Raw genomic sequence first — 13,543 nt, forward strand, 5'->3', positions numbered from 1 at the left:
CTTTTATTATTTAATTTCCTTGTGTACTGTTACTCTCTTCAGAATTGGGTTGTATTTTTTCAACTCAAGTCTTTCTGTAGTATTCTTTCTGTTCTTAGTTGTGATATAACGAGATGTTCCCGGCATTCCACTGTCTTTGTGTTCTGTACATTCCAGAATCACTTGTACTCTGTTACCTTTTGCTTTCTTTGCCATTGTAAGTTTTCTCCTCTACGTTTAGCCGATTACTTTAATGCTTTTCCAATCACAATAACCTTTAGCCACTGCTTCAGTCAGCGCAGCATCCAGTCCTTTTTTGTTGATAATACGCAACCCGTTAGCGCAAAGGCTAAGGCTGATCCAACAATCCTGTTCTACATAATAGAACTTTTTGTTAAACAAGTTCAAATCAAAGGTTCTTTTAGTTCTTCTCTTTGAGTGTGAAACATTGTTGCCAATCATGGCTTTCTTTCCGGTAATTTGACAAATCTTCGACATTTCTATCTTATTTTTATAGTTTTATATCTATACTTATTTCAAACAGGACGCAAAGTAAGCACTTTTATCCGTATAAAACAAGAATTTCTTAAAATAATTCACTTACAGGCACCTATTTTTCTTTATTTGAGTAAATCACGGAGCATTAATAGGGCATTATTGCCAGCTCTTTCAATGTTCATGCCTCTTCCGCGGTTTGTTTCTTGCTTGTAAGTATGAATTTCGTTTTTATAACCAGCAGCTATCCATACAGTTCCCACCGGCTTTTCCGGAGTACCACCTCCAGGGCCTGCTATCCCTGAAGTAGCAACAGCGCAATCTGTTTTTAATGTTTTCATCGCACCTTTTACCATTTCAATCACAGTTTCCTCACTGACAGCTCCATATCGTTCCAAAGTTTCGGAGGAAACGTGCAAAAGCCCCATTTTCACTTCATTAGAGTAGGCCACTACACTTCCATTAAAATATTCAGAACTGCCGGCGATGGAAGTCAACCGTGCGGCAATACTGCCCCCGGTACAACTTTCTGCGGTGGAAACGGTCAATTTCTTCTTTTTTAAAAGCTCACCGACTATAACCTCCAATGGTGTATCTTCTTCACTGAAAATATCTTCACCAAGTATTTCCTCTAATTTTAACTTTTCACGTTCAAGAAGAACTTTTACTTCTTCTCTGTTTTGTCCTCGTCCTGTCAGTCTAAGACGAATAATGCCAAGTTTGGGTAGATATGCCAATTTAATGCATTCCGGTAAAGTGTTCTCCCACGATTCTAACTTTTCGGCTAATACAGATTCCGGATAGTGCTGTACGAGAAATGTTTGATGCATAATAACATCCGTTTGAAACCTATCGTGCAGCTTAGGTAGCACGCTTTCTGTCATCACAGCAATCATCTCTTGTGGAACGCCCGGCATGGAAACAAGTACCTTGCCATCCCTCTCGAACCAACTGACAGAAGCACTTCCCACAGGGTTATTTATTACCATACAATCTTTCGGGACCATTGCCTGGCTTTTATTGAGTGCATTCATTGGTATTTTTCCTGCTAGTACCCGTTTTACGTTTTCGAATACTTCTTCGTTAAAAACCAGTTCCGTATGGAAGTATTTACATAAAGTCTGTTTGGTAATATCGTCTTTGGTAGGTCCGAGTCCTCCGGTTACTAAAACAATATTCACCCTTTCCATCGCATTATCAATCGCTTCCATGATTTCTTCTTCCCGGTCACGGATTGAAACAATACGAAGAACCTCAATACCTATTTTATTTAATTCCTGTCCCATCCAGGCAGAATTAGTATCGACAACCTGTCCTATCAGCAGTTCATCGCCAATGGTTATTATTTCGGCAAACATACTTCTTAGTTTTATCCTATTATATATAAGGTATACTTATTATAATGTCACACGCGAATAAGCCGGAAGATCAATAGAACAAAAATCCTTATCCAGGTATTTGAAATATCCGGTAATGGCAATCATTGCTGCATTATCGGTAGTATAACTGAATTTAGGGATGAAAATATTCCAACCATATTTCTCAGCGTGTTCTTGGAAAGCATTGCGTAATCCGTTATTTGCGGAAACTCCTCCGGCTACTGCTATTTCATTAATTTTATATTCTTTGGCAGCTTTCCGTAATTTATCCATCAGAATGTCCACTACAGTAGCTTCCAATGATGCTGCAAGATCCACTTTATGGTGCTCTATAAAATCCGGATCATCTTTTAGCCAGTCGCGTAATGAATATAAAAAGGAAGTTTTCAATCCGCTGAAACTGTAATCTAAACCGGGAATATGCGGTTTGCTAAATGTAAAAGCTTTCGGATTTCCCTGGCGTGCTAATTTGTCAATGATTGGCCCACCCGGATAGCCAAGTCCCATCACTTTAGAACATTTATCAATTGCTTCACCTGCTGCATCGTCAATAGTCTGTCCGAGGATCTCCATATCATTATAGGCTTTTACCAGTATGATTTGTGAATTTCCTCCGGATACCAGCAAGCAAAGAAATGGGAAAGCGGGCTGTCTTTCTTCCTCTCCTTCTGCTTTAATAAAATGTGCTAAAACATGTCCGGTCAAGTGATTAACGTCAATCATTGGAATGTTTAAGGAACGAGCAAATCCTTTTGCAAAGGAGACTCCGACAAGCAAAGACCCCATCAATCCTGGACCACGAGTGAAAGCTACTGCGCTCAACTCTTCTTTGGTGACACCGGCACGTTTTAATGCTTCATGTACTACCGGTACGATGTTTTGTTGGTGTGCCCGTGAAGCCAACTCGGGTACTACTCCACCGTATGCTTCATGTACGGCTTGACTTGATACCACATTTGACAGCAAATAACCATCCTTGATTACGGCTGCCGACGTATCGTCACAGGAGGATTCAATTCCTAAAATTATTGCACTCATAAGTATTTAAACTATTAAACGGTGCAAAAGTAATCATAAAACTACGATTCGTAACGAACTATTTTATATTTTTGTTCGCAAAATAAAAGTTATCGCATATCAGAACGCTGAAAAAGACTGTACGCTGGGTAGTTGGTATTGTACTGGGAGTATATATCGGGACTATTGTTTTGCTGAATATACCAAGCATTCAGCAAACAATGAGTGTATTTGTGGCTAAAGAACTTTCCGAAGTTTTAAACACAAAGGTAGTGATTGGTAGAATTAATATCGGTCTATTGAACCGTATTATTATTGATGATGTATTGCTTGACGATCAAAGTGGTCAGGAAATGCTCAAAGTCACTCGTTTATCCGCCAAGTTTGATATTATGCCTTTCTTTAAAGGAAAGATATCTATTAGCAGTGTTCAGCTCTTCGGATTTAATATCGATCTCCGGAAAGAGACTCCGGAGTCTCCTCCTAATTTTAAATTTGTTTTGGATGCTTTTGCTTCCAAAGATACAGTAAAGAGAGAAAGTTCACTTGATTTACGAATTAACTCCATCCTGATTCGTCGTGGAAGGATGTCCTATCATGTGTTATCGGAACAGGAAACACCGGGAAAATTTAACGCCAAGCATATTCAGCTTCAAAATATCATAGCCAATATATCGCTGAAAGCCTTAAGTAAGGACTCTTTGAATTTAGGAATCAAGCGATTGAGCCTTGATGAAAAGGCATCCGGCTTTTCTTTGAAAAAAATGAGTTTGAAACTGGTTGCCAATGACAAGCAGACAAACATTGATAATTTTACTATAGAGTTGCCCGAAACATCTCTTAAGCTGGATACCATTCATTTAGAGTATGATAGTTTGAAAGCTTTTGACCGTTTTACAGAACAAGTGCATTTCTCTTTCCGTACTTTGCCGTCGCAAGTTACTCTAAAAGATATTTCTCCTTTTGTTCCTATCCTATCGCATTTCAAGGAACCGGTGACATTGGATATGGAGGTGAAGGGAACTGTGGACCAGTTGACTTGTTCGCATTTGGAAATTACGGCCGACGACCGCCAGTTTCGTTTGCGAGGGGATGTGTCGCTTCAGGACTTGTCGCGTCCACAAGATGCGTATGTATATGGAACACTTTCCGAGCTTTCGGCCAATACTCGTGGAGTCGGCTTCTTAGTGCGTAATTTGAGTCACAATTATAATGGAGTTCCTCCGCTTCTCGAACGTTTGGGAAATGTAAGTTTTCAGGGAGAGATTTCAGGATACTTTACGGACCTAGTTACTTACGGGCAATTACAAACGAGCCTTGGAAATGTAAAAACCGACTTAAAATTGAGTTCTGACAAGGCTAAAGGACTGTTTGCATATTCCGGTGCTGTCAAAACTGAAGATTTCCAGTTAGGTAAGTTATTGGATAATGAGAAGTTGGAAGAAATCACTTTCAATCTGGATGTACATGGGCGGCACATTACCGGGCAATTGCCAGCTGTGGAATTGAAAGGATTGATCGCTTCGGTAGATTATAGCAGATATAGATATGAAAATATCACATTGGATGGAGAATACAAACAAGGTGGATTTAATGGTAAAGTGGCGTTGGATGACCCTAATGGATCGATTTATCTGAATGGAGATGTAAATGTTACGTCTAAAGTGCCTACTTTTAATTTTCTTGCAGTAGTCAACAAAGTACGTCCACATGATTTGAATCTTACGACTAAATACCCAGATGCGGAGTTCTCTTTAAAACTGAAAGCTAATTTCACAGGTGGATCAGTGGATGAGATGATTGGAGAAATCAATGTGGATAGTTTGGAATTTACAGCTCCGGATAAAGCATATTTTATGCAGAATATGAATATCCGGGCTACCAAACAGAACGGCGAGAACCAACTAAGATTGACTTCTGAATTCCTGAAAGCAAGTATAGAAGGTAAATTCCAGTACCACACATTACCTGCCAGTATTCTGAATATTATGCGGAAGTATGTGCCGTCTTTAATATTACCTCCCAAGAAGCCGATTGAAACACATAACAATTTTCTGTTTGACGTACATATATATAATATGGACATTTTATCTACAATCTTTGATATACCGTTGACAGTGTACACTCATTCCACATTGAAGGGATATTTCAATGATGCCTTACAACGCTTGCGTGTAGAAGGATATTTTCCCCGTCTGCAATATAAAAATAACTTTATTGAGTCGGGCATGATTCTGTGCGAGAATCCTGCAGATCATATTCGTGCACAGGTTCGTTTGACTTCTTTGAAAAAGAAAGGGGCAGTCAATCTATCCTTGGATGCACAAGCTAAAGATGATAATGTCAGTACGACATTGAATTGGGGGAATAATGCTGCAGTGACATATAGCGGGCAATTGGCTGCCGTTGCCAAATTTCTACGTACAAGCGGGGAAAAACCATTGTTGAAAGCGATGGTGGATGTAAAACCTACTGATGTTATTTTAAACGATACTCTTTGGAAGATACATGCTTCACAAGTGGTGGTCGATTCAGGCAGGGTGGATGTGAATAACTTCTACTTTAGCCATCAGGATAGATATGTACGTATTAACGGCCGGCTCTCCGAGAATCCTAAAGATACTGTAAAGGTTGATTTAAAAGATATAAATATGGGATATGTATTTGATATTGCAAGCATATCCGACGATGTGAATTTTGAAGGTGATGCAACGGGAACAGCTTATGCAAGCGGAGTGCTAAAGAAACCTATTATGAATACCCGTTTATATATAAAGAACTTTTCACTTAATCAGGGTCGCTTGGGTGATTTGGATATTTATGGTGAGTGGGATAACGAAAATAGAGGTATCCGGTTGGATGCATCCATTCAGGACATATCCCCTTCTCCGTCACGTGTCACAGGTATTATTTATCCATTGAAACCCGAGAGCGGACTTGATTTAAATATTGAAGCAAATGAATTGAACTTAAAATTCCTCGAACATTATATGAAGTCTATTGCCAATGATATTAAAGGACGTGGGACGGGAAAAGTACATTTCTATGGAAAATTCAAAGGATTGAATTTGGATGGTGCGGTTATGACAGACGCTTCCATGAAGTTTGATATTCTGAACACACATTTTGCTGTAAAAGACACGATTCATCTAGCTCCTACCGGATTGACATTTAATAATATACATATATCCGACATGGAAGGACATTCGGGAAGAATGGACGGATATTTGCATTTCCAGCATTTTAAGAACTTAAACTATCGTTTTGAGATACAGGCAAATAATATGCTTGTGATGAATACGAAGGAATCGGCAGATATGCCTTTCTATGGTACGGTATACGGTACCGGAAATGTATTACTTGCCGGAAATGCCACACAAGGGTTGGACGTAAACGTGGCTATGACAACCAACCGAAATACTACCTTTACTTATATTAATGGCAGTGTAGCATCGGCTACCAGTAATCAGTTTATTAAGTTTGTAGATAAAACCCCCCGTCGTACTATTCAGGATTCTATTCAGGTAATCTCATATTACGAACAAATACAGCAAAAACGTCAGGCAGAAGAAGAGCAGAAAACGGATATCCGTTTGAATATTCTGGTGGATGCAACTCCCGATGCCACCATGCGAATTATCATGGACCCTATTGCTGGAGACTATATTAGCGGAAAAGGTACGGGAAATATTCGAACGGAATTTTATAATAAGGGTGATGTGAAGATGTTTGGTAATTATCGGATTAATCAGGGAGTATATAAATTCAGCTTGCAGGAAGTAATCCGTAAGGACTTTATAATCAAGGATGGAAGCACAATAACGTTCAATGGAGCACCTCTGGATGCTAACATGGATATACAAGCTTCATATACAGTGAATTCTGCTTCCTTGAATGACTTGATACCGGATGCTTCGGCTATTATCCAACAACCCAATGTACGTGTAAATTGTATCATGAATTTAAGTGGTATGCTGGTACGTCCGACTATCAAGCTGGGCATAGAGCTTCCAAATGAAAGGGATGAAATACAAACATTGGTGCGTAACTATATCAGTACGGAAGAACAGATGAATATGCAGATCCTTTACCTGCTGGGTATTGGTAAGTTTTATACGGAAGATGCACGGAATAATAATCAAAATTCGAATGTGATGTCTTCGGTGCTCTCATCTACCCTCTCCGGCCAGTTGAACAATGCACTTTCACAAGTCTTTGAAACAAATAACTGGAATATAGGTACGAATTTGAGTACGGGTGATAAAGGTTGGACGGATATGGAAGTAGAAGGTATTCTATCGGGACAATTATTGAATAATCGTTTATTGATAAACGGAAACTTCGGTTATCGGGATAATCCGATGGCTAATACTAACTTTGTAGGAGACTTTGAAGCAGAATGGTTGATTACCCGTTCGGGAGATATACGCTTAAAGGCTTATAATGAGACGAATGACCGCTATTATACAAAAACAAATCTGACTACACAGGGAGTAGGTATCATGTACAAGAAGGACTTCAATAAATGGAGTGATCTCTATTTTTGGAATAAATGGCGGTTGCGTAATAAGCGCAAACGGGAAGAAGCAGAAAAGGTGAAAACGCATCAAACGGACAGTATCACTGATAAAACAGCCAAATCGGCAGTAAAGAGAAATCATTCGCAACAACAATAAACATATAATAAACGATGACATGATTCCAGGCGGATATGTCATCGTTCATTATATGTGAGAATTATGTAATCAGGAGCATGTGCATCCTTTTTTATGGGATGACAATGCCGTCTTCATTGATATTTACTTCAAGATCTACATTCATTTTTTCCAGTTCAATCCGATAATAGATGGTGCCATCTGCTTTTTCAATACGTTTCGCTTCGTCAAAACGATATTCTCCATATTGATTATTAATCGTATTTTTGACAGCTTCGGGCAGTTCATTTTGACGTACTTCCCATGAAGTAGAATGCCAATCTCCGGTCTGATCGAACAAAACATCTTTTGATATTCCGTTATGAATGATATCCACTTCCGTATATCCGAAATCCCAGTCATTTCTATCATCTTCTACATCTATTTCCATGATTTTGGCATTCGGATATTTTTCATTAATGAAGTTTCTCATTGCTTCAGTCAATTGAACGGGAAGATGACCGGTGTTATCATCATCAGTGTCTACGATACTTTTAATCAGAGTTCCGTCCGCAGAATAATATAAGTCTATCTCCTGGTTCTGATTTTCGACTTCAATTACGAAAATAGTCTCAACGCCTGTCCGCTCCAATTTGTCTACATCATCTTGTTTCCACGAAGCATATTCACTCTTTTCAAAAGAAGTTTTCACAGCTTGCGGTAATGCATTGTAAGGAATGTCCGTTTCCGTCATTTGCCATTTTCCATCTTGGGTAAACCATGCAGATGCTTCATATCCATCATAGAAATCTGCTACATAATATCCGCACTTAGTTTCCCATTTCACATTTGCAGCATTAGGGTATTTAGATGCAAATGCGTTTTGAAGTTCGGTAGGAACAGCAATTGAATTATCGTCGTCGTTATCACAACTTTGTAGGCTCCATGTAACGCAAAGTGCCAGTAAGAGTGTATAAATCTTTAGTTTCATCTTTGTTCTATTTTAAAAGGTTTAGAAGTCAATATCAATCAAATTAAATTTCAAGTCGAATTTCAATTCCGTACGGTTGGACAGTTTTACTTCATAATCTTTTTTATCCCTCTCTATTTTCAGGATTTTAGCATCGGGATAATTGGTCGTTACATATTTTTGAATTGTTGCAGGGATAATAGCTGTAGGTACCGCGCTATATTTGCAATTCACTTCTTCCCAGTTTCCTTTGTTATCAAATTCTACTTTATCGCCATTAGTGAAAATCACTTCATAACTTTTATAGAAGAAATCACTTTCCATTTTGGCTAATGCTACTTTGCTGTCGGCAAAATGCTGTTTGATAAACTGCTGTGCCTGTTGTGGCATTTGAGTTACCTGAATAGGTTTGTCGTCATCTGCACGAGCTACTGTTTGCAAAGTAAAAAAACATACTAATAAGAATACTAACTTTTTCATAATCGTTGTTTTTTAAATATTGGTTTTTACTACTATTATTAATTTCGCATTGCAAAGATGAAAGGAGAATCTGAAAAGATTTGGGAATTTTGAGAATTATCGAAAAAAATCTCATAAAAATATAGTGACGCTATCCTGTTAACATAGCGTCACTATCTATAAAGGATACCGTCACCATCCCATAAGGATAGCGTCACTATAATTTCTTCCTGAAATTAGATTCTTTAGGATTCTTTTAAAACTACTAATATACACATCGTTTATTTTTGCACACACGAATTTGACGATATTCATATTAAATAACCATAAGAACTTTTTTATGACTATGAGAACAAATTATTTTTTATTATTAGCTATTCTATTGGGGGTTATTCCCATGAGTTACACACACGCCAATGATTCAATACCGAAAAGCGTGATTCTGTACACACCTTACACAAAAATCTCCGTATCGCCCGGAGCGTCAATTGATTACAGTATTGATCTTATCAACAACACGGACCAATTGACGAATGCGAATCTTTCTGTCAGCGGATTATCCGCCAGTTGGAAACACGAAATGAAATCCGGTGGCTGGAGTCTTAGCCAGTTGTCGGTACTTCCCAAAGAGAAAAAGACTTTTAATTTAAAAGTCGAAGTTCCATTAAAAGTGAATAAAGGCAATTATCATTTTGTGGTATATGCCGGAAACGCTAAACTTCCCTTGAATGTGGTGGTTGCCCAAAAAGGAACGTACCAAACCGAATTTACTACTGACCAGCCCAACATGCAGGGAAATTCGAAGTCAACCTTCACTTTCAGTGCTACTTTAAAGAATCAGACCGCCGATCAGCAACTATATGCTTTGATGGCTAATGCCCCCAGAGGGTGGAATGTCGTTTTTAAACCGAACTACAAACAAGCCACTTCTGCACAAGTAGAGGCAAACAGTACACAAAATGTAAGTATAGATATTACCCCTCCTGCCAATGTAGAAGCCGGTAGCTATAAAATTCCGGTACGTGCTGCTACAGGTACAACTTCTGCCGAATTGGAACTGGAGGTAGTTGTCACTGGTTCTTATCAAATGGAACTGACTACTCCTCGCGGATTATTGAGCACAGATGTCACAGCTGGTGATGTGAAGAAATTAGAGCTGGAAGTAAGAAACACCGGTTCTTCATTACTGAAAGACATTCAGTTGTCTGCCAATAAACCTGCAGACTGGGAAGTTACTTTTGAACCTTCAAAGGTTGACGCATTAAAAGCTGGAGAGACATCAACGGTAATGGCTACTTTGAAAGCTTCTAAAAAAGCGCTGCCCGGGGACTATGTGACTACTATCATGGCTAAAACTCCTGAAGTAAATGCCGATGCGCAGTTCAGAATTGCGGTAAAAACTCCGATGATATGGGGATGGGTAGGTGTGCTTATCATCATTGCTACTATCGGTGTGGTTTACTATCTGTTCCGTAAATATGGAAGGAGGTAAATGATGGGCGAACAAGTGATCGTACTTACCGATTTGACCAAACAATATGGTAATTTCACTGCTGTAGATCATATTCGCCTGAATATCCGGAAAGGGGAAATCTTCGGATTGCTGGGACCGAATGGTGCCGGAAAATCAACTACTATCTTAATGATGCTAGGGTTGACGGAGCCTACTTCGGGAACAGTTGAAATCTGTGGAATAAATTCTACCACTCATCCTATTGAAGTAAAAAGGAGGATAGGTTATTTGCCTGAAGATGTAGGATTTTATGATGATATGACAGGACCGGAGAACTTGATCTATACAGCGCGATTAAATGGTATTCCTGATAAGGAGGCGAAAACCAAAGCTATGGAACTGATGAAGCGGGTAGGCCTTGAAGAACAGTTAACCAAAAAGACCGGAAAATATTCTCGTGGTATGAGACAGCGGTTGGGATTGGCTGATGTGCTTATTAAAAATCCGGAGATTATTATCCTCGATGAACCGACTTCAGGAATTGACCCGGCTGGTGTTCAGGAGTTTATCGAACTGATTCGCTGGTTGAGTAAGGAAGAGGGGTTGACTGTACTTTTCTCTTCCCATCACTTGGATCAGGTACAGAAAGTATGCGACCGGGTTGGTTTGTTTAGTAATGGCCAATTACTTGCGTTGATCGATATGGCAGAACTGAAAGACAAGAAACAGGAATTGTCTGATATTTATAACCATTATTTTGAGGAAGGAGGAGAAAGACATGAATAAAGTCAATCATCCTTTTTGGGTGATCGTCAACAAGGAAATTTCCGACCATGTCAAAAGTTGGCGGTTCATTATATTAATAGGTATTATAGCGCTTACCTGCATGGGATCGCTATATACAGCACTCACAAATATTGGTGAAGCTATCAAGCCTAATGATCCGGACGGCTCGTTTTTATTTTTGAAGTTGTTTACGGTTTCAGATGGGACTCTCCCCTCTTTTGTACTGTTTATTAACTTCTTAGGACCTTTATTAGGAATCGCCTTAGGATTTGACGCAGTCAATTCCGAACAAAATAAAGGAACATTGAGCCGTATGCTGTCCCAGCCTATTCATCGTGATTGCATTATCAACGCGAAGTTTGTGGCTGCTCTAATTGTAATAGGTATCATGCTGTTTGTATTGGGCTTTTGGGTAATGGGCTGTGGATTGATTGCCATTGGCATTCCTCCTACAGCAGAAGAGTTTTGGCGAATTGTTTTCTTCATCATTACCAGTATCTTTTATGTAGCATTTTGGCTGAATTTAGCTATTTTGTTTTCACTTCGTTTTCGTCAGGCAGCGACTTCTGCATTGGCATCGGTGGCTGTTTGGTTGTTCTTTAGCGTATTCTATACCATGATTGTTAATTTGGTGGCAAAAGGTTTGAGTCCGTCACAGATGGCGTCGCCTTATCAGATTATCAGTTATCAAAAGTTTATTTTGGGATTGATGCGTTTGGCACCGAGTGAATTGTTTAATGAAGCTACCACTACATTATTGATGCCTTCTGTTAGAAGTTTGGGACCATTGACTATGGAACAGGTTCAGGGAGCTATTCCCAGTCCGCTTCCGTTGGGACAAAGTCTTTTAGTCGTATGGCCGCAACTGACGGGACTGATTGCAGCAACAGTTATCTGTTTCGCTATCTCTTATATCATGTTTATGAGGAGAGAAATACGATCCCGATAACTGACTCACCATAAAAGACGCAAAGGACACAGAGAAATAAGTTAAATGAATACAGCTGATAGATCAGATGATGATTACCGATCGGTTATTCACTTTTTACTCCGTGTCCTTTGTGTTTTCTGAATAAAAAATTATTGTCTGGAAATCTCGAAGCAGTGCTCTTTCTGTTCGAAGTAATATCTTATACTCAAGTGTTGCAAACGACAGATAGAATCGGCTATTGCTAGTCCCAGACCTGTAGATCCTTCCTTTTTAGTTCCTTGATAGAAACGTTCGAAGATATGTTCCTTATCCAACGGATTTTTTACTCCTGAATTTCGGAAAGTAATACTGTTTTTGGTGACAGTGATCCGGATATGTCCCCCGTCAATGTTATGTACAAATGCATTTTTTAGGAGATTCGTGAGTAAAGCAACAGCCAGAGATTCGTTTATTGTCACATTGAAAATGTCCTGTTCATCGATAGTTACTTCTATGTTACGATAGTCGTAAACTTCTTCGTAATCTTGCAGATATTGTTTGAGAAGTCCATTTAGTTCCAATTGCTTGGTATCCGTAAACTGGCCATTGTCAATTTTAGTAAGCAATAGTAGAGATTTGTTTAATTTAGTGATGTATTCTAAAGTCTGGTGGGTTTTCATCAGCTCTTCCAGTTGTTTTTCTGATAACGAATCATCTTCCATCAACATTTCCAATCGGTTACGACAGATAGCAAGTGGAGTTTGTATCTCATGTGAAGCATTTCCGATAAATTGTTTTTGTTGTTCGAACATCTGCTCCGTACGTTCTACATAACGAATAGCAGCCTCATTTAATTTTCGGAATTCCGTGATTTGGGTTTCGTTACTCAACGGCTTATTTTTTTTTCCTGTTTGATAACCGTCCAGCCAATGAAGAAGCACATAGAGCGGTCGCATATTCCGATAGAACACCCATACGGAAATGATAATAATGCAGAATAACAGAGCTACATACAAAAATATAATCCATACTTGGATGGCATCTCTCAAGTCATCTTTTTCAATGCTGGGAGTTGATACTGTCAGCTCGTGGTATCGTCCTTCATCGTCTTTAAAGATAGTAGTAAGAATACGTGCCGGTTCGGTTTCCTCTTTTTCTTCAATATATACCATAGAGTCTTTATATTGAATATCCTCCCGGCTTTCCGCATATTCTTTGCTTACTTCCATCATATAATATTGATTGTTGGAGCCGTTGGTTTTAGAAGGTAGCTCCTCTCCTGCCAATGCCCGGATAATGATGGTTTCCGAATAATCTTCCAGAGCGTCATCCACTTCATCGTTGACTTCATCAATCATCGTAACATAAAAAAAGATAGCCCAGACCGTCAGTATGAAGGTCAAAGCAAGCGTAATACGAAGAATGATGTAATATATTAATTTCATGGACAATATTCTCTTT

11 protein-coding genes are annotated in these 13,543 nt (G+C 39.0%); 4 read left to right on the forward strand and 7 right to left on the reverse strand.

From position 1 onward, the window contains the following. Positions 1 to 6: 6 nt before the first annotated feature. The 4 genes from rpmG to tsaD all read right to left on the reverse strand — a co-directional run bounded on the left by rpmG (position 7) and on the right by tsaD (position 2,891). Positions 7 to 195: a 50S ribosomal protein L33 gene (gene rpmG / locus BSAG_RS04670; RefSeq protein ID WP_002560155.1), complete on the reverse strand. Its 189-nt coding sequence runs from the start codon at positions 193 to 195 to the stop codon at positions 7 to 9. Positions 196 to 216: 21 nt separating this feature from the next. Then, positions 217 to 477, reverse strand: a complete 261-nt coding sequence (gene rpmB, locus BSAG_RS04665) for a 50S ribosomal protein L28 (protein WP_004314359.1) — start codon at positions 475 to 477, stop codon at positions 217 to 219. Between the two features lie 122 nt (positions 478 to 599). Next, positions 600 to 1,832 (reverse strand): competence/damage-inducible protein A, encoded by a 1,233-nt coding sequence (locus tag BSAG_RS04660; protein ID WP_004314358.1) that lies wholly within the window; start codon positions 1,830 to 1,832, stop codon positions 600 to 602. A 39-nt stretch (positions 1,833 to 1,871) separates the two neighbouring features. Beyond that, a complete protein-coding gene (gene tsaD, locus BSAG_RS04655) occupies positions 1,872 to 2,891 on the reverse strand; it encodes a tRNA (adenosine(37)-N6)-threonylcarbamoyltransferase complex transferase subunit TsaD (protein ID WP_004314357.1) in 1,020 nt (339 codons plus the stop codon). Between the two features lie 200 nt (positions 2,892 to 3,091). Between tsaD and BSAG_RS04650 the strand changes: the two genes are divergently transcribed. Beyond that, positions 3,092 to 7,546: a translocation/assembly module TamB gene (locus tag BSAG_RS04650; protein ID WP_008771030.1), complete on the forward strand. Its 4,455-nt coding sequence runs from the start codon at positions 3,092 to 3,094 to the stop codon at positions 7,544 to 7,546. A 91-nt stretch (positions 7,547 to 7,637) separates the two neighbouring features. On the opposite strand, the gene BSAG_RS04645 is transcribed toward BSAG_RS04650, so the two are convergent. Beyond that, a complete protein-coding gene (locus BSAG_RS04645) occupies positions 7,638 to 8,495 on the reverse strand; it encodes a PepSY-like domain-containing protein (protein ID WP_004314355.1) in 858 nt (285 codons plus the stop codon). A 21-nt stretch (positions 8,496 to 8,516) separates the two neighbouring features. After that, on the reverse strand, positions 8,517 to 8,954 hold the full coding sequence (locus BSAG_RS04640; protein WP_008019169.1) for a PepSY-like domain-containing protein: 438 nt from the start codon (positions 8,952 to 8,954) through the stop codon (positions 8,517 to 8,519). Between the two features lie 319 nt (positions 8,955 to 9,273). On the opposite strand from BSAG_RS04640, the gene BSAG_RS04635 reads away from it, so the two are divergent. Genes BSAG_RS04635 through BSAG_RS04625 form a run of 3 tightly spaced genes read left to right on the forward strand, consistent with a single transcriptional unit; the run spans position 9,274 to position 12,121 of the window. Further along, complete coding sequence (locus BSAG_RS04635; RefSeq protein ID WP_004314353.1) at positions 9,274 to 10,425, forward strand: NEW3 domain-containing protein; 1,152 nt, start codon at positions 9,274 to 9,276, stop codon at positions 10,423 to 10,425. Positions 10,426 to 10,428: 3 nt separating this feature from the next. Further along, positions 10,429 to 11,172: an ABC transporter ATP-binding protein gene (locus tag BSAG_RS04630; RefSeq protein WP_004314352.1), complete on the forward strand. Its 744-nt coding sequence runs from the start codon at positions 10,429 to 10,431 to the stop codon at positions 11,170 to 11,172. Beyond that, complete coding sequence (locus tag BSAG_RS04625) at positions 11,165 to 12,121, forward strand: ABC transporter permease (RefSeq protein ID WP_004314351.1); 957 nt, start codon at positions 11,165 to 11,167, stop codon at positions 12,119 to 12,121. Before BSAG_RS04630 ends, BSAG_RS04625 begins: the two co-directional genes overlap by 8 nt. A gap of 131 nt (positions 12,122 to 12,252) precedes the next feature. Here the strand turns inward: BSAG_RS04625 and BSAG_RS04620 are convergent, their stop codons facing one another. After that, positions 12,253 to 13,527 carry a sensor histidine kinase gene (locus tag BSAG_RS04620; RefSeq protein WP_004314350.1) on the reverse strand — a complete coding sequence of 425 codons (1,275 nt, stop codon included), beginning with the start codon at positions 13,525 to 13,527 and terminating at the stop codon, positions 12,253 to 12,255. Positions 13,528 to 13,543: the final 16 nt, after the last annotated feature.

The sequence above is a fragment of the Bacteroides sp. D1 genome (genome assembly GCF_000157095.2).
GTDB classification, from domain to species: Bacteria; Bacteroidota; Bacteroidia; order Bacteroidales; family Bacteroidaceae; genus Bacteroides; species Bacteroides xylanisolvens.

Excerpts from the sequence above, each read along its gene's own strand:
- tsaD (WP_004314357.1), bottom strand. The coding sequence starts at position 2,891 with ATGAGTGCAATAATTTTAGGAATTGAATCCTCCTGTGACGATACGTCG.
- BSAG_RS04630 (WP_004314352.1), top strand. The coding sequence starts at position 10,429 with ATGGGCGAACAAGTGATCGTACTTACCGATTTGACCAAACAATATGGT.
- BSAG_RS04660 (WP_004314358.1), bottom strand. The coding sequence starts at position 1,832 with ATGTTTGCCGAAATAATAACCATTGGCGATGAACTGCTGATAGGACAG.
- BSAG_RS04645 (WP_004314355.1), bottom strand. The coding sequence starts at position 8,495 with ATGAAACTAAAGATTTATACACTCTTACTGGCACTTTGCGTTACATGG.
- BSAG_RS04650 (WP_008771030.1), top strand. The coding sequence starts at position 3,092 with ATGAGTGTATTTGTGGCTAAAGAACTTTCCGAAGTTTTAAACACAAAG.
- BSAG_RS04620 (WP_004314350.1), bottom strand. The coding sequence starts at position 13,527 with ATGAAATTAATATATTACATCATTCTTCGTATTACGCTTGCTTTGACC.
- BSAG_RS04640 (WP_008019169.1), bottom strand. The coding sequence starts at position 8,954 with ATGAAAAAGTTAGTATTCTTATTAGTATGTTTTTTTACTTTGCAAACA.
- BSAG_RS04635 (WP_004314353.1), top strand. The coding sequence starts at position 9,274 with ATGACTATGAGAACAAATTATTTTTTATTATTAGCTATTCTATTGGGG.
- rpmB (WP_004314359.1), bottom strand. The coding sequence starts at position 477 with ATGTCGAAGATTTGTCAAATTACCGGAAAGAAAGCCATGATTGGCAAC.
- BSAG_RS04625 (WP_004314351.1), top strand. The coding sequence starts at position 11,165 with ATGAATAAAGTCAATCATCCTTTTTGGGTGATCGTCAACAAGGAAATT.
- rpmG (WP_002560155.1), bottom strand. The coding sequence starts at position 195 with ATGGCAAAGAAAGCAAAAGGTAACAGAGTACAAGTGATTCTGGAATGT.